We start from the raw sequence: 18,299 nt of genomic DNA, 5'->3' as shown, positions 1-18,299 counted from the left end.
GGCGAACGGGCACTTGCGGCGTAACCATCGGCCATCCTACGCACCGGAGCGGGCCCACCGGTTGCACTATGATCGTACCACGACCGGAGGTCAGGATGGCTGGGCTCCGCATCGCCTAAAAGGCGAAGCTTGTAAAGGAAGTGAAGGAAACACAATAGCGCGCAGGACAACGGCTGAGTTTAGGGTGCGCGTTGGTGTCGCAGCGCATTCCGCTAGTCATGGCGTTGGCAACTGAAAAGTACGCTTGCTCGACGGCTTGAGCATACCGCGCGAACTTTTCTGCCGCACGCATTTCTGCCTGTCCACGTCGTCTCGCGGGATTGCGGGCTCGATGCGGGGACGCCAACCAGCACGCATGCGATGTCGTTGTCGACGGTCGCAATACTGATGCCGCGTCTGCCTGGTCCGACGATGCGACGCTGCGCCGGGTGCCTCGATGTGCCTAGGAACGGACGATGCGAAATAATGTTCACGCTTCCGCCGGCATTTGCGCATTTGTTGGCTGCCGCGCCTACCGGATCACCGCAGAGCTTCGATGGTTTTGTCCGCCATAAGCCGTTACTGAAGGTCATCGGCGAAGACCAGCGTCAGGCATCTTTTGTTTTCAAGTTCCGTCGAGGGACCAGATCCGCGCGTCCTTTTCTGGGATCCCACCGGATATTGCATCCCTGCCCTTAAGCTGAGCTTGCCCCGGAGCCATTTTCCACTACCCAATGCCGCGTACCATCCAGCGCTCGTCACGTCAAAGTCGGCGCCGCGGAGCTGGAATTGCTCCTCAAAGATATCGACTTGAGCGATGCACGGCGACACATAAGAGCGCTTCAGGCTCGTGCGCCGCGCAGACAATGCTGCCTGGGGTACCAGCCGCCACATCTTGTGGTGCGCCTCCAAATCGTGGGAAAGCTCCGGCGACAAACGAGGAAAAATTTCCATCGTTCTGTTAACCTCGCAGCGCCATCCGGTACGGGGCGCTCGCTGTCACCTCCCCCATCGACAAACTCACGCCACATTGACCAAGCGCGACATGCGCGCGCAAACTCCAGGCGATGGCCGAAGCGAAGCCGCATCGAACGAGCTCATCGCGCTGGTCATGGACCTTTTGTTGCGGGTCAAAGAGGGAAAACACGGCGCTCGCCATGCGGTTGCCAAAAGGCGTTGCGCTCACCGTACGGGCGCAAGAGCGAGAAAATCAGTACCGAAGACCTTGAAGGCAATGCTCGCGAAACTCGGCGAAGGTGCACCCGAAGCGCCGCCACCCGCACCACCGAAACAACCCGCCCATGCCGCTCAGAAGGCCACAAGGGCCGCAATCCATGCCGAGCAACTTGCCTCGGCAACAGAAGGTGATTGCCTTGCCCGAAGGGGCTGCGGAAAATGTGCTGCGTGTGGCGCTGACAAGACGGCATGGATTACGTCAAGAGTCAGATTTTGGACTTCATTCCGGCCAAATTCGTGGTCATCGAGGAGCTTGAGAAAAACTCCTGGCGGCGTTTGTGATAAGGGCGTGGTGGTGTCGCCGAGCGAAAAAGTCATGGATAAAGGGCGACCCGCCTCCAGGGACTGCTCGCGGAAAATCGTCGGACAGAGTGCGGGGATTCCATGCCGCTTCCCTCGGCAATGCGAGGAATTCGCGCGCATGGGCGTACCGCTGTCGACATCGACGATCGGAGACTGGTCGGCTTTTGCGCTCGTGTGCTCGCTCCAGTTGCTGGGCGCGCGCGGAAAAGGCAATTGCATCCCAGTACATCAATGGTGGATGACACGGGTTGCTGGCAGCTGAACAGAGACCATCCAAATGGCGGCGGGAAACGAGGGCACGGCAGGCGTATTCGGGGACGGGACAAGGCGCATTCCACTACACGCCGGAATTGGAAGCCGGATGGGCCGTCAAAATTTACTCGATGGTTCCCGCGGCCCATTTGCAAGGCGACCGGTACGCCGGGTACGAAAAAGGCTTCGAGATGCCATGGATGGCGATACGGAGATCGTTCCCGGCGGAGCGTCGTCTCGGCCGCGGGATGCACATTCGGCGCAAATTCGAGGAGCTGCGAAGCTCGGCGATGTCCGGAGCGGCCGGCGATCAATTTCTTGCAAGGGCGATCACAACCTCGAAAGCGCGAATACAAGGAGCACAAGCTTTCCAGCGAAGATAAACGGCTCGCGCAAAGGACGTTGCGGCAGCGTGCCGCTCGTGGACGAGCTCTATCAATGGACCGCGACGTCGGTCGCAAGCGATTCGGAAAACAATTCCTCGATGCGGCGGTACGCTGAAAAGCGAAGCTGTGGCGTCGGTGCTTGTCGGATGACCAGTTCGAGATCGAGCAACGGCGAAGCCGAGAGACGATTACGTTGGGTTGCGCTAGGTGAAAGCATTTTCCTGTTTGCGGGATCCGACCTTGGCGCAGAAAGGCTCGCCGTGCTTTACGCTCCACCGGATCCTGTCACAAAACGGGCTCAATCCGCTCGAATACCTGACAGACGGCGATCGAAGCGCTGCAATCCGACTGGCCCACGAGTCGCCTGGATGAGCTCTTGCCCCAACGTCTGGCGCCCGGGCATTGCCTGAGGCTGATGAACGACATCTGAACGCTTCATCGCATCAGTCGGCGGTGCGGGCGCATCCGTAAAGCGATGCACGCGTCCGCGTTGAGCGTGCAGCGGTGCACGGCAGGCGTCGGGGTGGAAGTTGGTCGGGCGGATACGGGCGCCCACCACGGCAGCTACCATTGTTGAGAGTGCTTCGCCCGCTGAGATAAGCGCGGAGCAAACCGACGCATCTTGCTCGCTACCTACTTTTGAGCAAGGAGCTGCGCGTCGGTATGTGGCCACCGCGAGTAGCGAAGCGGGCGCGGAACTTCTCAGAAGTAGATTGGGGCGCATGGTCGTTCAGGAACCCAACGGTCCCATCTGGACTACCGCTATAATCAAATATTCACAACGCGCAGATGGTAAAGGAAAATGGATTGTCATGGTCGATTTAATGTCACCTAGTGTGGCAAAGAAATGGTGTCGATGGCTCATCGATTGTAAGGGATGGACAGAGACTTGCACCGAGAAGCCTCCTCCGTGAGGCCACCGTGCCCCCTAAAAAGAATTCGCACCGCAACAGTTTGATGCTGGCATGTTTGCTCACACAATTTCATCCGGCAAAGGCCCAAGCTTCTGACGGTGAGGTTCTCCCAAACCAAGATTTGCGACAACGTCGCCAAGGTGCCCCTGTCGACACGCGAAATCAACACGTTTTCCCTGTCGATCGCGATTCTCGATGGCTCACCCATCTAGACGAGTTTCGATAAGAAGGACAGCCCAATGGACGTGGCGCGAGATGCAGCGCGTCAAGCGGCACGTTTTTGGTTGGTGCTTCCGCGCACCGACCTAGGGACAAGCCTTGTTGATCCGAGTAGGCTTGGCGCGAGCAGGCCTTTTGGCGCGCGATCCGCCGAAACGAGCGCGGGTGCCTTGGGGCGCTGCTCTCGCTCGCGTTTCGAAGATTCGCCGCAGGTGACTCGCAAGTCCCACATCCTTTTGGCATGATGGCCCCATACTCGAAGAACTCGCCGCAATATCCATCCCCGAACTTCGCCGCGGTGTGGATCGTGCCATCGCGCAAATCCGCCTTATGCGTTCCGCGCTCGCAGTCAAGGCTGGCATGACGCTGGAAAACGCTCCCATCCCGACCATCCCCAATCTCGATACCGAGGCTGACAGAGTCGCGCTCGAGCAAATGATGGCCAGCCTCCCATTGCTTCGCAAGCCGTTGACGCCGGAGCAGCGCGCACGTATTCAACCAATCAGTACCGCACAAGATGAGCAAATGAAGGCTGTCCTCGACGAGGTCATCGCCAACAAGGAAGCGTTCGAGCAGCTCATGGAGGGAGACGAGCAGCCGATACCATTCGAAAAAATCATCGAACTGCGAGAGAGCTTCGATAAGACGGAGATGATCGGCGAGTTCGAGCGAGAGTTAATGGCTTACATGGAAGAGGTCCAGGCCTTCCGCGATGACCTCGAAAAACGACTCGAGTTGCATTTCGTTGAATTGGGCGAGCGTGGCGTGACGCATCGTCGTCTCCACGCTGGACGCCTCGACCGGTTTGGACTAATGTAACCCCATCATGCGCCCCTCGTTCAATACCGCCGGTCCGTGCAATCCCGGCGAACACTACATGCTTCCTCCCGAGCGGCGGTTGAAGCTCGTCATGAAGTTCATCGAGGAGCACAAGTATTTCACCCTCACTGCCGGACGACAGACGGGCAAAACGACCTGCGCTCGATGGCTCGAAGACCACTACAACGCCACCGGCGACTGGCACGCTCTTTGGGTCGACATCCAGACCGCTCGCGAGCAACCGGATCCTGCCACGGCGTTTCGTGTCGTCTTGGACAAAATCGCCTCTGTCTGCAAATCGCTCGAGCCACCCTTCCAACCACTCGATAGGACACGCATCGACGAACTCGTGTCGATTCCACAAACCGCAATTTTGCATTGTTTATCCGACCTCGCAGCTCGCGACGACAAACGCTGGGTCATTTTCTTCGACGAGGCCGACGGGTTGGTCGGCGAGGCCATGGTCTCTTTTCTCACGCAACTTCGGGATGGTTACATCAACCGTAGCAAATCCCCCTTTCCTGCCAGCGTCGTGCTCGTGGGGCAACGCCAAGTCCGCGACTATGCCTTGCGCGAAGAGGACCGACGAGTCCTCGCTTGGCTCGGCACGAGCTCGCCTTTCAACATTACCGCCAAACCCGCAACCCTCGACCCTTTCACCGAGAGCGAAGTCGCCGAGCTCTTGCAGCAACACACCGACGAGACCGGACAGGTGTTCTTGCCGGAGGCCGTCGCCAAAATCTATGAATTGGGACAGGGTCATCCATGGCTCACCAATGCACTCGCCGATCAAATCGTGAACTACGACGTCGAAGACCGCGCCATTCCCATTACGGTCGAAGACGTCGAGGCGGCAAAGGAGACCATCATCATCGAGCGGCGCAGCCACATCGATTCGCTCGTGGCAAGGCTACGCGAACCGCGCGTCCGCAGAATCCTGGATCCCATGCTCGAAGGCGCTCTACCCGACGGCGACATGCTCGACGACGACATTGCGTATTGCGTTGGGCTTGGTTTGCTCCGCAAACGCGCTGGAGGCATCGAAATTGCCAATCCCATCTATCGTGAAGTCATTCCCAGAACTCTCACGTATGCGCAGCAAGTGACGTTGCCGCAGCAAACGGCATGGTACGTGCGCCCGGACGGATCGCTCGACATGGGCAAGCTCATGCAGGATTGGCAAATGTTCTGGCGCGAGGATGGCCATTTGGCTGCCGAGGGGTTCAGTTATCGGGAATCAGGTCCTCATTTGATGCTGATGGCGTTCCTGCAGCGCATCATCAATGGCGGCGGACGCATCACGCGCGAATATGGTTTGGGGCGCAAGGCGCTCGATTTGCTTATTTTCTGGAAGGACGAACGTCACGCGATCGAAGTGAAGATTCGTCGCGACTCCGAGACAGAAACCCGTGCGCTCGATCAGGTCGCCGGATACCTCGATCGCTTGGGCGAAAGCGATGGATGGATGGTCATGTTCGACATGCGCAAAGAGGTTGCTTGGAACGACAAGCTCTTCGTGCGTGAGGTCGATCACGCGGGAAAGCATATTCGGCTCGTGGGGTGTTGAGCCAAGGCCGTTTGCTCGCGTTTCGAAGATTCGCCGCAGATGACTCGCAAGTCCCACATCCTTTTGGCATGATGGCCCCATGCTCGAAGAACTCGCCGCGATATCCATCCCCGAACTTCGCCGCCGTGTGGATCGTGCCATCGCGCAAATCCGCCAGATGCGTTCCGCGCTCGCAGTCAAGGCTGGCATGACGCTGGAAAACGCTCCCATCCCGACCATCCCCAATCTCGATACCGAGGCTGACAGAGTCGCGCTCGAGCAAATGCTCGCCAGCCTCCCATTGCTTCGCAAGCCGTTGACGCCGGAGCAGCGCGCACGTATTCAACCAATCAGTACCGCACAAGATGAGCAAATGAAGGCTGTCCTCGACGAGGTCATCGCCAACAAGGAAGCGTTCGAGCAGCTCATGGAGGGAAACGAGCAGCCGATACCATTCGAAAAAATCATCGCGCTGCGAGAGAGCTTCGATAAGACGGAGATCATCGGCGAGTTCGAGCGGGAGTTAATGGCTTACATGGAAGAGGTCCAGGCCTTCCGCGATAGCCTCGAAAAGCGACTCGCGGCGGACATCAAAACGATAACGTCCAAGCACGGCCCTTCGAACTAAAGCGATGCAATGGCAGAAGACGCCGAAACTGCCCGCCGAAAGCGACGGCGGTGAAGCCATTGATTTCACGGGGAGGCAAAACAGCACACGCGCTTCATTCGGATGGGCTCGCTGCGGTCCATCGAGCGCGTGGTAGGGCAGCGAGAAGACCACATCCTTTCGGGCCCATGTCGATTTTTTGCGAAGGCGAGGCGCGCTACGAGATGGTGGCCGATGGCCTTCGGTGCGTGTGGACAGATGCGCGCACATCAATGATAAATTGCCTGGTTTCTCGGCCGAATCAAATGTCAAGCGAATTCTGCGGATCGAGCATCGACAGCGCCACGAAGCCTCGGCCAAGAAAAAACTCAGGGCCCTGGTCGATCGATGACCTCCGGGCAGAGAAAAAACTCAACTTGGAGGTCGACGAGCACCCTTCCAGCAGAGAAAAAACTCAGTCCAACGGTCGATGAGCAGCCTCCCGATAAAGAAAAAACTCAGCCCAACGGTCGATGGGCGACCTTGCAGGAGAGAAAAAACTCAGACGCGAGGTCGATGGGTAGGCTTTGCGGAGAGAAAAAACTCACACTGACGGTCGATGGGCGTCTCATGGCGAGAGAAAAAACTCAGGCGTCCGGCTGTTCGGTATTTTCTGGAGATGATTCGTCGCTTTGCCATCGAACTCTCCTCGCGCATCTTCGCGCAGAAAGGGTGTCCATAGCAGCGGCTGAGCATTCATCGCATCTTCCGTTCGTCCTCGATCGCAGCCAGTGCCGCGGCGATCGGCAGGATGAAATCCAAACCCCGCTGGATCGTGATGGAGCCTGGTGGCCCGCCGGAAGACTTGCCCATGTACCCGCCGAGTTCCGCCAGCCATATCGTGAATTGGCCAATGGTGGGCATTGATTCAGGGATCGTCTCGGTTTGTTTTTTGTATTTTCGCTTCATGAGAAGAGTCGCCGCGATTTCGTGAGGTCCAAACTCGATAGACGCGGGCTGTAATGGGTCGGTGCGGGCGAGCAGCTTGATACGCTCAATACGGGCGGCAGTTGCGGCCATGATCATCGCCCACTTTATAACACGCCGGGTCGAACGTAGCTGCGTATCTTCCACTCGGCAGGCCCCTGACTTCCACGTTTTGTGCAGATCCTCGATTCGCCAGCGCTGCGTATACCCGTACAACACGAGCGCCACGTCCTCATCCGTATCGATTGAGTGATTCGTCATGAGCCGCCAATGAATCGGCTCTTCGCCATCAGGTATCGTGCCCATTTCGTGCACGTCAACGATATTCACCGGCAGGAGGTATCGCTCACGGGTGGCTCGCTCGAACATATCGAGCACCACCGATGTCGTGTGAATGCGCAGCGTGGCCATTCTTCCTTTTCGGTCATCCCGCGATCGTACGAATAGCCGATAGGTCCCACGTGGTGGCGTTCGTGCGAGGACTTCGGCAAGGCGCTCCTTGCGCCTGCCATTCCGAACGAAACGAGATCCATAGGTCGAACGGGCCGTAAACCATTGCCCGGTGTCATGGAGCGATTTGAGTGTCGCATAGCGGTCGCCTTCGCGGTCTATTTGGAACCATAATCGCGTTTTCGATGCCGCCAGCCGCTCGTTGCTCGCCTCGATCGTGCGGAGCCAATGGCGTGTCTCTTTCTCTGCAACCACACGACGACGGCAGTCATTGCGTTTTTCTGTGGCACACGGTTCCACCATTGCTGGTCGACGATCCCGAGCGGCACACCATCAGAGGAAACCGCATAGGAATGGATGACCTTGAGCCCGCGAGCGCCAAGCTTCGTGGTGCCGATGGCACCGAAGTCTTTCGTGTATTTTCGATCGGTCAGCCGAAGGCTCGTGCCATCAACGGTGACGAAAACGAACGGCTGCCCCTCGCATCGGCCAGCGGTCGCCATGGCGATTGCGTCGAGGATATCACTCTCTCGAATATGCGGATTCGCCAGGAAATCATATGCTCCTTGCCGCTCGGCGTGCGAACGAAAAACGTCCAAGACCGTCCCGCCGGGATGCCTCGCAGCCTCCGCTGCCATCCGAACCAGACGAAGCGTGCGCCGTGCGTCGCCAAGCTGCGCGTGACCGAATTCCTCGTGCGCCCATTCCCGTGTCTCTTGCCGACTTGCGATGATCATCGCCGGTGAGAGCAGTCGAAAGGAGCTATAAATTCCCAGGAAAAACCTAGATGCGATGAATGCTCAGATAGCAGCGGGGGAGGACCAGGTCTTGCGACGGATGATGGATGGACCGTTCAATTCGAGCGAATCTTGACGCGCCGCCTGTGGCGACCGCCATGGCGGAGGGTGGCGGCCGCCAGCTTGTCCCGCCAGCCTACCGCCAGGGGTGCGCCATACAGGCCGCCAACGTGGGTGGGGGTTTCCCGCGCGTTTTCGCCCGATCTCCTACGGATTGGGAGCTGCCGGATGGGAGGTGAACTCGACGGCAGAATCCGCTGCTGGGCCCACGAGAACTGGGCTCGATTGACCTTTGAGGTACTGATCGAAAAACGCAAGCGAATACTGATTGATCAGTCGATACGCCTCGAGCGTCGGCAATGGCCCCGAAAAAAAGGCGGGGACGCTCGAGGGAAGGTCGGAAAAACTCCCATGGGTTGTGCCTGCAATTCGCACCCGATAACGCGGTCCCTTGGTTGGTTCCGTCGAAGCAGCCCAATGGCTCTCGAGCTGTCCGGTAAATGCATCGAACTCTTTTCGATTCATGCCGACACGCGCGAGGTCTTCGTCCGTCAGGCTTTGGTAATCCGCGTTCATGAGCATGAAAGGCTGTGTGGGTCGAGCCTGCTCGGGGGAGCCAAAAAGCGCTCCGTCCATGTTCAATGCGGCTTTGAATCGAGGATCCACCGCGTGAACCGCATACGCCGTGGCACCTCCAAACGAATGCCCCGCATACCCCACGTGTTCCAGGTCGAGCCGTCCTTTGAAGCGCTCTTCCGAGGTATTCAGTTTCGTGACTTGGTCCAAGACAAACCTAGCATCCGCCATCCAAACCCAAAGACGCGGCTCGATGGACTTCAACATGATGTCCATTCGCTTCATATCTCCCGCCGGTTGGAACGACGCATGGGTTCCATCACGAAAAACGACATACGCGCCGTCATACGTATGCGATATGGAAACCACGACATATCCATGGCTCGCGAGCTGCTCGACGACAAACGCATACACCTCGGGGGCCATGGCATAACCGTGAGAAAAGAGCACCACGGGAAACTTTTCGTTTCCAGATGCAAGGGCAACGTCCCGACGGGCATTCGTGCGCACGAGTGCGAGATGGCTCAGAACAAACCCTGGTAGTTTGAAGTCTCGAGCGATCCCTTCTGCATGCGATTTGTCGAGATACAGTTCATGCGACGCATCCGAAGGGGCTGCTGGGTACCAGATTTTGACGACCAGGCGACGATGACCCGACGGCGTCGCGAGATGTTCGTCGGTACGCTCGAGGTCGACCCATTCGTACGACGTGACGCCAACGGGATGCGGACCCGTGGGCGAAGGCAATGAAAACACCGGCAAAAGCGCCGCAAGAAGCCCCGACACGAGGATCCCCAGCGTACCCAGAACGACCGCGACGATTCGGGGCCAACGTCGACGTTTTGCCGAAGATGTCTCTTCATGTCGCTTTCGCCACGTCAAGAACGTGGGAATGGCCAAGAGACCAAGAACCACGTACACGAAACCAAGCTGCCAACGACTTTTTTCCACGAGGGCCTGGAGTGCGGCAAGAAGAACCGAGCCTATCCAAAGGCCGAGCAACAGACGTGGACGTGGATTTTTGACGGGCAACGTGGCGAAAAGCGCGAGCAACGTGGCAACCACGAGGAGCATCTCGAAAAAGCGCATGTCTCTTTTTAGTGCCTTTGGGTTCGATCACGCAAGGACGTGTTTCATCTCGGGGTCCGGGCATTGTTGCGAATGACTTTATCGCATGTTTCGCTAGGAACTCGTCCGGATCTGCTGGTCGAACGATGCACGCCTTTTTCACGAGTTCTTGTGCCACTCAGTCCGCATTGGCCATTACTTCGATGATTGGATCGTTTTGCGCTTCGTTGGTCACCAAAACGTCTTTCCCGTGATATGTTAGGGAATACTGACGCACTCGGCAACGGCATCCAAGGTAGTCTCTTCCATTCTCGCGTGAACTTGCCATTGCCGTATTCGATTCGTTCACGTTGTCCCTTGGCGTCGTACTCGATATCGTCGACGAATACCGTTGGCGTCGGCGCACCACGAACATGCGCTTCGACCCCTTCGAGCAACCCTGCTTCGTTGTACTCCGGAATTACGACGCTCCCATCGGGCGTCGTGATTCTCGTCGGCCTATTCAATGCATCGTATACGGTTTCCTGAGTAAAAATATCCATCTCCAGCGCCGCCGTGTCCGACCAATCGAGCTGCGTAATATACTCCTGCGCAAGCTGCCGCTGCGTTGATACCAAATTCCCCTTGAAATCATATTCATGGTTCGTCACGACGCCCGCTCGGTCATTGACTTGGTACACCTTGCCGCGGAGGTTCGAATCTTCGGGATCCGTTTGCCCCTCGCCGTAAATCGTGCACTCCGCGCAGAGCTCCGTGTGCCGATGCAGCTCGTCGTAAACCGACCGGATGACGTGATCAAGGCTGTCCCACACTCGAATGGGATTTCCCACGGCATTCGTGAAGGTCCACCGCTCGCCCGCATCGCAAGACTTCGTGTACAATGTGTTCGTCCGAGCAGGTCAATGGATACCGTAATGGTGTTCACTTTGCCTGGCGGCCGCCATGGCGGAGGGTGGCGGCGGGGCGAATCCGCCAACCCCAGAAGTGTGTAACATGTTGAAATTGTTCAGTTCCGGTCGTGGCACGGAATTCGCAAGGTGCGAACCGGACCAAGCTGGAGCGAAACATGTCATACGCTCGAAAGATTCTTCCCGACAAGACTTATATGGTGACGCGACGCACCATATGTCGATATTTTTTGCTTCGTCCCGATGATGAAATGAGGGAGCTCGTCGAGTATTCGTTGGCGCTCGCTGCGCGCGTTTACCGCGTGAAGGTGCATGCATTTTGCGCAATGTCGACGCACATTCACCTCGTCGTGACGGATCCGCACGGGATGCTCCCGTTTTTCCTGGCCTACTTCCATCGATTCGTCGCAATGGGAACGAAGGTGCTCCGCCGCTGGGAAGGCTCGATTTGGGATTCCGAGGCACCGAGCGTCGTGGAATTATTGTCGAGAAAAGCGATTGTCGAGAAAATCGCGTACGTGCTCGCGAATCCCGTCGCAGCGGGGGCGGTGCTCGATCCGGATGAATGGCCAGGGGCGAAAACGCGCGTGGCCGACATTGGGCAAACGGTGCTGAAAACGAGGCTTCCGAGGGTATATTTCGACGCAACGAAGTGGCCGGAGGTGGTGGAGTTGCCTATCGACCTACCGCCGATGATTGCAGAAGCGGATGCGGAGGCATTTCGGGACGACGTTGCGAAAGCATTGGAGCGTGAGGTGGAGGAGGCTCGAAAAACCATTGCGCCGGAAAACGTGCTGGGGCCAAAACGAGCGGCAACGATTTCGACGGAAACACGGTCGAAGACGTCCGAGCCGACGCGCAAGCTGAATCCGACGTTTGCGGCAGGTCGAGGTTGCGGCGCCATTGCGGCTGCCGCAGCGCGCGCGGTAAAGGCGTTTCGTGCGGCGTATCGCGCAGCGCTGGACCGATGGTGCGCGGGAGACCGCGATGTAGCGTTTCCTGAGGGAACATGGTGGATGCGCGTGTTCCATTCGGTAAACATCGGGGGCAGCAGTTGATCGGCGGGTATTGAACGGCATTGGATGATGGGCGGAATGAAACGGCATTCAGCCAATGCAGACGTGTGTCTTGCGGCGGCTCTATTTTCAAAAAACGTTAGGTTTTGTACGGCAAAGTGTGGCATACGTGCCGTGAGCGTTGTGATGCGAGGCGGCGTGTGATTTTGCATTCGGTTTTGGTCCGCGACGGCGAGGTCGGCGCTGGGACCGAGGCCGGACGATCGGTGGCCTGAGCCACGTCGAGCATGGGTGCGGAGCAATTGCCGCGCTTCGTGCCGACTGAGAACAGCGGTGTTTCTCGAGGAATTTGGGCGCTGCGTGGGGCTCCTTGCCTGGCGGTCGCCAACGCGGTTAGGATTTTATTTCCCCTTTATTTCCCCTTCGGAAAGAACACACTGGAGCGCCCGGTTGATGTGGCCCCCACTGTCAAAGATCCGTCACGTGGATCCCCAAGCAATGCGAAATCTCCGCGCACGAGCGCGTATGGATTTACGCAATCAAAACCCCTTGAACGACCGTTGACGACGTACGTCCTCGCCTTGTACCGTCGCGCTTGCTTTGACGTCCGAAACAAGTTCCTCCTCCAACCAAAGCCTCCTCCAAGGCGTCCTCCACGGCCTCGGCGTCGGCGGCACGCTCTACGGATCGCTCGTCGTCGCCTACTTGGGCACCAGGCCGTTCGAGCTCTTCTACAAGCCCGGCGCTCGCTACCTCTTCGTCGAGTTCACACGGCGGTTCGTCGTGCCGATGTCCGCAAAGGCCGGTGGGTTGCGCATCACAGGCACCGGCATGGAGCACGTCGACGCGTGCCCGAACGGGTACGTGCTCATCGCCAACCACGCCTCGAACCTCGACCCGATCGCGCTCATGTGTCTGCTCGATCGAACGGACCTCAATTTCGTCGCCAAGGTCGAAACGCTGAAGCGCCCCATGCTCGGGAAGCTCTTGCAGACGATTCCGTGGCTGGCGGTGGATCGCGCAAGCCTGGCGTCGTTGAAGAAGCTGGCGCAAGAAGTACGCGAAAGGCAAAAGACGGGGTGGATTCCACGCATCGTCGTATTTCCCGAAGGAACGCGATCCGAAGACGGGAAGCTCGGCACCTTCAAGAGTGGCCCATTTTTGCTTGCGGCACTTCTCGGCATTCCCATCATTCCCGCCGTCATTCGAGGCACCTTCCCGCTGCACAAAAAAGACGCATTTCTCGTGTACCCGGGCCCCGTGCACGTCGACTTTCACGCTCCCCTTTGGCCTACCAAACTCGAAGGCAAACAGCTCGACCTCAAAGTCGTCGATGCCGCAGGCGTGCTGATGAAGCAGGCCGAAGCCATTTACAAGGCAGTTGACGATTTCACCGTCGTTCCTGGCGCCACGCGTGCTCCCATGGAGACTCAATCCGCATGACTGCAACACCACTCATCGTAGGCATTGGGCATTTTTTGCCCGATAGAATCGTTCGCAACGAAGACCTGCCGCCGCCCATGAACGCCGATCCCGCGGGAATCACCAAACGCACGGGAATCGTGGAACGACGCTGGATCGAGGGCAAAATCCGCACGTCGGACCTCGCCGCAGAAGCCGCCAAACGAGCGCTCGCGGACGCGCGCCTGGAAGCCACCGACATCGATTGCATCATCGCCGCCACGCTGTCGAACGATTACGTTTTCCCCGGGCTCGGCGTTTACACGCAACCCAAATTGGGGATTGCAAACATTCCCGCATACGACATCCGCAATCAATGCTCGGGCTTCTTGTATTCGCTCAACGTCGCCCGGGCATTCGTCACAGCCGGCATGTACAGCCGCATTCTCATCGTATGTGCCGAAGTGCATTCGCGCGGCCTTGGCAAAACGATGAAACACGCGCACATCACGCCGCTCTTCGGTGATGGAGCGGCCGCTGTCGTGGTATCCACCGCGCCACACGCAGAACGTGAACGTCCCACGTTTTCCATTGATGTGCTCAACGTCTTCGCCGATGGAAAACATGCCGACCGGTTGCGCCAACGCGTGTACGACGTCGGGATCGAGCCGTTCATCGATTGGAAACAGGTCGTGGACGACCCCGAGGAATTTTGGTACGCGGAGATGGATGGGCAATTCATTTTCCGCAGGGCCGTCGACGGGATGAGCAAAGCAGGTCGCGCCGCGGTCGCTCAAGCGGGTTTGACGCTGGACGACATTGCGTGGATCTTGCCGCACCAAGCGAACTTGAACATTTCCAAAACCGTCTGCTCGATGATGAAAATCCCCCCCGAGAAAATGCTTTCGAACATTCAGCGGGTGGGTAATACGACCGCCGCGAGCATTCCTTTGCTTTTGTCGGAAACCATCGACGACGGCAAAATCAAGAAGGGCGACCGGATCCTCACCATGGCATTCGGATCGGGATTGACGTGGGGCGCGGCCATTTTGACGGCGCAATGAGAGGACACCGTGGCACTCATCGATATTTCAACGACACCAACAGGTCTGCTCACGGTCAAGCTGACTCGTCCCGAAGCAAAAAATGCGCTCAACCTCGAAATGGTGCGCGCATTTCGCGAAGCGCTCGTGCGCGGGGTCGATGGCAAACCGCCGCGAGCTGTCGTGCTGAAGAGCGGCGTCGCGGGCGTGTTTTCCATTGGAATGGATCTCGCGGCTCTCGAAGCGGGCATCGGTGGCGGAGCGACATCACCGGACGTCTACGAAGCGACGCGCGAATACGTGGCGCTGCTCAAGGACATCGTTTCAGCGCGGTGTTTGACGATTGCCGTGGTCGATGGCGTGGCCGTCGGCGGCGGGGTGGACTTGGCGTCGTCGTGCGATTTCTTGTTCGCGAGTGACCGCGCGGCGTTTTCGGTGGCCCAATTGCGTAAAGGGATTTTTCCTTTGACGACGTCGGGCGTCGTCGTCCCACGCATCGGCGAACGAGCATTTTTGTATTGGGCTTTGTCGGGGCAAAACTGGTCTGCAAAAAAGGCTCTGAAAATGGGGCTTGTCACGCAAAATTGGCCCGCGGCGGAGCTCGATGGACGCGTCCAGCAATTCGTCGACCAGGTCCTCGGATACAACCGCGAAGCGTTGCAGCTCGGAATCGACGCGCTTCGTATGCATCACGGCATGCGCCCCGAAGATCGCCTCGAACACTTGGGAGCCCTGCTCGCGCTCAATTGTCAAATTCCACGCGGCTCGCGCAAAAAGGAGGCCGGATGAGCGACCCGGTCGGCATCGTCAGCTACGGGCATTACGTCCCGAATTTCCGCATGGACATCAAAGTCCTCGTGGAACAATGGGGTTTGTCCGAGCCACTCGAAAAAATATATCGACTCAATGGTCGCAATTCGAGCGCCGTCAATGGACTCGATGAAGACACGGTCACTTTGTCGATCGAAGCGGCCGAACGAGCGCTCGCGCTTGGAAAGCTGAATGAAACGCGGCCTTCCAGCTTGATGATTGGGTCGGAGAGTCACCCGTACGCGGTCAAACCGAGCGGCGTGATCGTGGCCGAGGCATTGGGTCTAGCGCCCGATTTATTCGTGGTCGACCTGGAATTCGCCTGCAAAGGTGGCACGGCTGCGCTTTTCTTGTCCCTGGGCCTCGTCGCGTCGTCTCAAGTGGGCGCGGCGCTCGCCATTGGTGCCGATTGTCCGCAATCCGGCCCAGGAACGCTGCTCGAAGCATCCGTTGGCGCGGGTGCGGCGGCATTTTGGGTGGGTCGAGGTGATTCGGTCCTCGCGCGAATCGACAAAACCGCCGCAGCATCGTCGGATACGACGGATTTCTGGCGGCGTGATGGAGCGCCCTATCCGAATGTCGTCGGCAAGTTTTCTTCGGAAATGGGGTACGAAGAGCATACCAAGCGCGTCGTGACGCGGCTGCTCGAAGAAACCAATACGCGCCCCGAAGATTACAAGATCCTGTGCTTGCACCAACCTTATCAATCGTTGCCACTTTCGGTCGGCAAAAAGCTGGGGTTTGCAAGACAACAGGTTGCTCCGGCGCTCGTCGCGAGCAAAATCGGAAATACGTATTCGAGCGCTTGTCTCTTGAGCTTGTGCGGCGTACTCGATCAGGCCAATCCCGGGGATCGCATGATGCTCGTGTCGTTTGGATCCGGCGCGGGTTCGGACGGATTCGTCATGACGGTGACCGATGAAATTCGCGCCTTCCAGGAACGCAAAAAAGCTTCGGGACAAGAAAGCGTTCTCGAGCAGGTCGACCACGTTCACGCGGAATGGCTCACCTATGGGCAATACCTGCTGAGCCAGGGGAAAATCAAGACATGACGACGACGGCCAAAGCTTGTCTCGTTGCGGCGAGCGATTTGCGCGCCGATCATCACTGGGACGCGTCGGCGGGCGATTTGGCATTACGCTGCGCCGGCAATCTGCTCGATGGACCATTTGCCGAGCACATCGATAGCGTATTCGTCGCGGCTCCGGTACTCGATCAAGCAGCCCTCGGTCCGGTGCTCGTGGATCGACTTGGTTTGTCGGGGAACACCTCCGTGTATCAGCTCGAAGCGGGCGATGGCGCGGGCGGTGCTGCGCTTCATGCGGCCGTTGCGCAAGTTGCGGCGGGTTTTTCCCGGTGCGCGTTGCTCCTCGGCGTAGCCAAAGTGTCCGACCTGCAAGAGCGTGAACGCGGCACGCTGCTCGATGCGCTGCTCGACCGGGAAATCGAATCGCCGCTGGGGCTCACGTTTCAATCGCAAGCGGGCCTTTTGGCAGATCTGTATTTGTCGCGGTACGGATTGAAGGCGGGAGCGTTGGCGCATGTGGTCGCGAAAAACGCAGCCAATGCGGTGCTCGGCGGGGAGACATTTCTCTCGCACGCGCCGACGGCGCAAGAAATCATGCGCGACTTGCCGGTCGCTCCGCCGCTCGTGCGTTCGGATTTTCCGCCCATTTTGGATGGCGCCACCGCGGTCATCATTTGCGCGGAAGATTTGGCTCGGCAACACGCTATGTCGCCGGTCGTCATCGAATCGATTGGGGCGCTTCCGATATTGCGGTGCTTGCGGATCGGCCTGAACCGCTCGTATTTCGGGCACCTCGAGCAGCAGCGGCGCGAGCGCTCGAACGGGCACACAAGACGATCGGCGAAATGGCGTATGTGGACATTGCGTCGGCATGTACGATTGCGGAAATATTGACGCTCGAATCGCTGGAATTGACGCAGCCCGGACAAACGGGAGCGTCGTGCAAGGAAGGCTTTGGGCGCATTGCGCACGCGCGCGTGGTGAATCCGGGCGGAGCTGCGCAAGGGCGCGGTTTGGCGCTGGGAACATGCGGGATCGTGCAGGCGCGCGAAGCATTCTTGCAGCTCGGTGCGGGCGCAGGTAAACGGCAAGTGAAAGCGGCGGAAGCGAGCGGCGCGAAGGCGCTTGCCGTGAGCCTCGTGGGGCTCGGATCGGCCGCGTATGCGACGGTGTTTTCGCGAGGTGCAGCATGAGCCAGGCGGTAAATAGCAACGTCGTGAAAATGTGGCGTGTGCGCGGCGAGGTATCGAAGCGCCACGGGTTTCGGTGCACGTCGTGCGGCGCCATGAGTTTGGCCGAAAGGCGCAAGTGTGCAAAATGCGGGAGCACGGCGAAGCCGGAATCGGCGCCGCTTCCGCGCGGTACGATACGTGCGGTGACGAATGCGGGCAGCTCGGTGGAGCATCTCGATCAAGTCACGGGGCGTAAGGCGGCCGCGTGGGTCGAGCTCGACGGGAATGCCGGGCATGTTGCGTGCCTATTGCAGCACGCGGATTCTTTGACGCTTTTGTCGCATGTTCGTGGCGCGCCGGTTCGTTTTGGTGTACGTCGTGCCGTTTTGGGGCCGCTGCCTTTGGGCGAGCCCATTCCGTATACGCTCAAAGCCGTGCTCGATTTGCGCACGCGAATTTCGCTTCAACCCAAGCCCGATCCGTCTACCAAGGGCGAAACTGACCAAATAGGGAGTCTCGGTCATCATGTCGAATACGCATCTCAATCGCGACGAAATCACCACGAAGGTCATTGCATTGATCAAGGAAGTGACGGGGGCCGAAACCGTCACCGCCAAAACGTCGCTCACGTCGGAGCTCGATATCGATAGTTTGACGATGGTGCGCGTGGACATTCTCATTCAGTCGAACATTGGCCTCGCATTGTCCGCCGATGACCTCGAAGGGCTCAATACGGTCGACGATCTGGTCACGCGGCTCTTGGAGCGTGGTCAAAAGGTCGAACCTTCCGACGAATGACGAGAA

At 58.4% G+C, this 18,299-nt stretch carries 16 protein-coding genes; 11 read left to right on the top strand and 5 right to left on the bottom strand.

The window, feature by feature from the left end:
* Window positions 1-558 precede the first annotated feature (558 nt).
* Window positions 559-933 carry a hypothetical protein gene (locus IPM54_34545; protein MBK9264888.1) on the bottom strand — a complete coding sequence of 125 codons (375 nt, stop codon included), beginning with the start codon at window positions 931-933 and terminating at the stop codon, window positions 559-561.
* Window positions 934-3,589: 2,656 nt separating this feature from the next.
* Here IPM54_34545 and IPM54_34540 point away from each other — a divergent pair.
* From IPM54_34540 to IPM54_34530, 3 genes are all read left to right on the top strand, one after another.
* Window positions 3,590-4,108 carry a hypothetical protein gene (locus IPM54_34540; protein ID MBK9264887.1) on the top strand — a complete coding sequence of 173 codons (519 nt, stop codon included), beginning with the start codon at window positions 3,590-3,592 and terminating at the stop codon, window positions 4,106-4,108.
* Window positions 4,109-4,115: 7 nt separating this feature from the next.
* Window positions 4,116-5,675, top strand: a complete 1,560-nt coding sequence (locus tag IPM54_34535; GenBank protein MBK9264886.1) for an ATP-binding protein — start codon at window positions 4,116-4,118, stop codon at window positions 5,673-5,675.
* A gap of 79 nt (window positions 5,676-5,754) precedes the next feature.
* Complete coding sequence (locus tag IPM54_34530; GenBank protein ID MBK9264885.1) at window positions 5,755-6,282, top strand: hypothetical protein; 528 nt, start codon at window positions 5,755-5,757, stop codon at window positions 6,280-6,282.
* Between the two features lie 714 nt (window positions 6,283-6,996).
* On the opposite strand, the gene IPM54_34525 is transcribed toward IPM54_34530, so the two are convergent.
* The 4 genes from IPM54_34525 to IPM54_34510 form a co-directional block, all read right to left on the bottom strand.
* A complete protein-coding gene (locus tag IPM54_34525) occupies window positions 6,997-7,932 on the bottom strand; it encodes an IS4 family transposase (GenBank protein ID MBK9264884.1) in 936 nt (311 codons plus the stop codon).
* Complete coding sequence (locus tag IPM54_34520) at window positions 7,836-8,414, bottom strand: hypothetical protein (protein ID MBK9264883.1); 579 nt, start codon at window positions 8,412-8,414, stop codon at window positions 7,836-7,838. Before IPM54_34520 ends, IPM54_34525 begins: the two co-directional genes overlap by 97 nt.
* A gap of 267 nt (window positions 8,415-8,681) precedes the next feature.
* Entirely contained in the window at window positions 8,682-10,139 is a 1,458-nt protein-coding gene (locus tag IPM54_34515; GenBank protein MBK9264882.1) for a hypothetical protein, read from the bottom strand.
* Between the two features lie 44 nt (window positions 10,140-10,183).
* On the bottom strand, window positions 10,184-10,999 hold the full coding sequence (locus tag IPM54_34510) for an RHS repeat protein (GenBank protein ID MBK9264881.1): 816 nt from the start codon (window positions 10,997-10,999) through the stop codon (window positions 10,184-10,186).
* Window positions 11,000-11,184: 185 nt separating this feature from the next.
* On the opposite strand from IPM54_34510, the gene IPM54_34505 reads away from it, so the two are divergent.
* The 8 genes from IPM54_34505 to IPM54_34470 all read left to right on the top strand — a co-directional run bounded on the left by IPM54_34505 (window position 11,185) and on the right by IPM54_34470 (window position 18,293).
* A complete protein-coding gene (locus tag IPM54_34505; protein ID MBK9264880.1) occupies window positions 11,185-12,084 on the top strand; it encodes a transposase in 900 nt (299 codons plus the stop codon).
* Between the two features lie 558 nt (window positions 12,085-12,642).
* Window positions 12,643-13,485, top strand: a complete 843-nt coding sequence (locus tag IPM54_34500; protein MBK9264879.1) for a 1-acyl-sn-glycerol-3-phosphate acyltransferase — start codon at window positions 12,643-12,645, stop codon at window positions 13,483-13,485.
* Window positions 13,482-14,507 carry a ketoacyl-ACP synthase III gene (locus IPM54_34495; GenBank protein ID MBK9264878.1) on the top strand — a complete coding sequence of 342 codons (1,026 nt, stop codon included), beginning with the start codon at window positions 13,482-13,484 and terminating at the stop codon, window positions 14,505-14,507. The genes IPM54_34500 and IPM54_34495 overlap by 4 nt, the downstream gene beginning before the upstream one ends.
* 9 nt (window positions 14,508-14,516) lie before the next feature.
* On the top strand, window positions 14,517-15,275 hold the full coding sequence (locus IPM54_34490; GenBank protein MBK9264877.1) for an enoyl-CoA hydratase/isomerase family protein: 759 nt from the start codon (window positions 14,517-14,519) through the stop codon (window positions 15,273-15,275).
* Window positions 15,272-16,348 (top strand): hydroxymethylglutaryl-CoA synthase, encoded by a 1,077-nt coding sequence (locus IPM54_34485; GenBank protein ID MBK9264876.1) that lies wholly within the window; start codon window positions 15,272-15,274, stop codon window positions 16,346-16,348. The genes IPM54_34490 and IPM54_34485 overlap by 4 nt, the downstream gene beginning before the upstream one ends.
* Window positions 16,345-17,217 carry a hypothetical protein gene (locus tag IPM54_34480; GenBank protein MBK9264875.1) on the top strand — a complete coding sequence of 291 codons (873 nt, stop codon included), beginning with the start codon at window positions 16,345-16,347 and terminating at the stop codon, window positions 17,215-17,217. The genes IPM54_34485 and IPM54_34480 overlap by 4 nt, the downstream gene beginning before the upstream one ends.
* The gene (locus IPM54_34475) at window positions 17,169-17,516 is read left to right on the top strand and encodes a hypothetical protein (protein MBK9264874.1); all 348 of its coding nucleotides are present in this window, start codon (window positions 17,169-17,171) and stop codon (window positions 17,514-17,516) included. Before IPM54_34480 ends, IPM54_34475 begins: the two co-directional genes overlap by 49 nt.
* A gap of 504 nt (window positions 17,517-18,020) precedes the next feature.
* Window positions 18,021-18,293: a hypothetical protein gene (locus IPM54_34470; GenBank protein ID MBK9264873.1), complete on the top strand. Its 273-nt coding sequence runs from the start codon at window positions 18,021-18,023 to the stop codon at window positions 18,291-18,293.
* The last annotated feature ends 6 nt before the right edge of the window (window positions 18,294-18,299 follow it).

This window comes from Polyangiaceae bacterium, from assembly GCA_016715885.1.
In the GTDB taxonomy this organism is placed as follows: Bacteria; Myxococcota_A; Polyangia; order Polyangiales; family Polyangiaceae; genus Polyangium.
The sequence above is the reverse complement of the archived record's forward strand: the minus strand, read 5'-3'. Positions and strand labels throughout refer to the sequence as shown.

Coding starts and splice junctions, on each gene's coding strand:
- IPM54_34495 (MBK9264878.1), top strand. CDS start 13,482: ATGACTGCAACACCACTCATCGTAGGCATTGGGCATTTTTTGCCCGAT.
- IPM54_34520 (MBK9264883.1), bottom strand. CDS start 8,414: ATGATCATCGCAAGTCGGCAAGAGACACGGGAATGGGCGCACGAGGAA.
- IPM54_34530 (MBK9264885.1), top strand. CDS start 5,755: ATGCTCGAAGAACTCGCCGCGATATCCATCCCCGAACTTCGCCGCCGT.
- IPM54_34470 (MBK9264873.1), top strand. CDS start 18,021: ATGTCGAATACGCATCTCAATCGCGACGAAATCACCACGAAGGTCATT.
- IPM54_34545 (MBK9264888.1), bottom strand. CDS start 933: ATGGAAATTTTTCCTCGTTTGTCGCCGGAGCTTTCCCACGATTTGGAG.
- IPM54_34535 (MBK9264886.1), top strand. CDS start 4,116: ATGCGCCCCTCGTTCAATACCGCCGGTCCGTGCAATCCCGGCGAACAC.
- IPM54_34485 (MBK9264876.1), top strand. CDS start 15,272: ATGAGCGACCCGGTCGGCATCGTCAGCTACGGGCATTACGTCCCGAAT.
- IPM54_34505 (MBK9264880.1), top strand. CDS start 11,185: ATGTCATACGCTCGAAAGATTCTTCCCGACAAGACTTATATGGTGACG.
- IPM54_34515 (MBK9264882.1), bottom strand. CDS start 10,139: ATGCGCTTTTTCGAGATGCTCCTCGTGGTTGCCACGTTGCTCGCGCTT.
- IPM54_34475 (MBK9264874.1), top strand. CDS start 17,169: ATGGCGTATGTGGACATTGCGTCGGCATGTACGATTGCGGAAATATTG.
- IPM54_34480 (MBK9264875.1), top strand. CDS start 16,345: ATGACGACGACGGCCAAAGCTTGTCTCGTTGCGGCGAGCGATTTGCGC.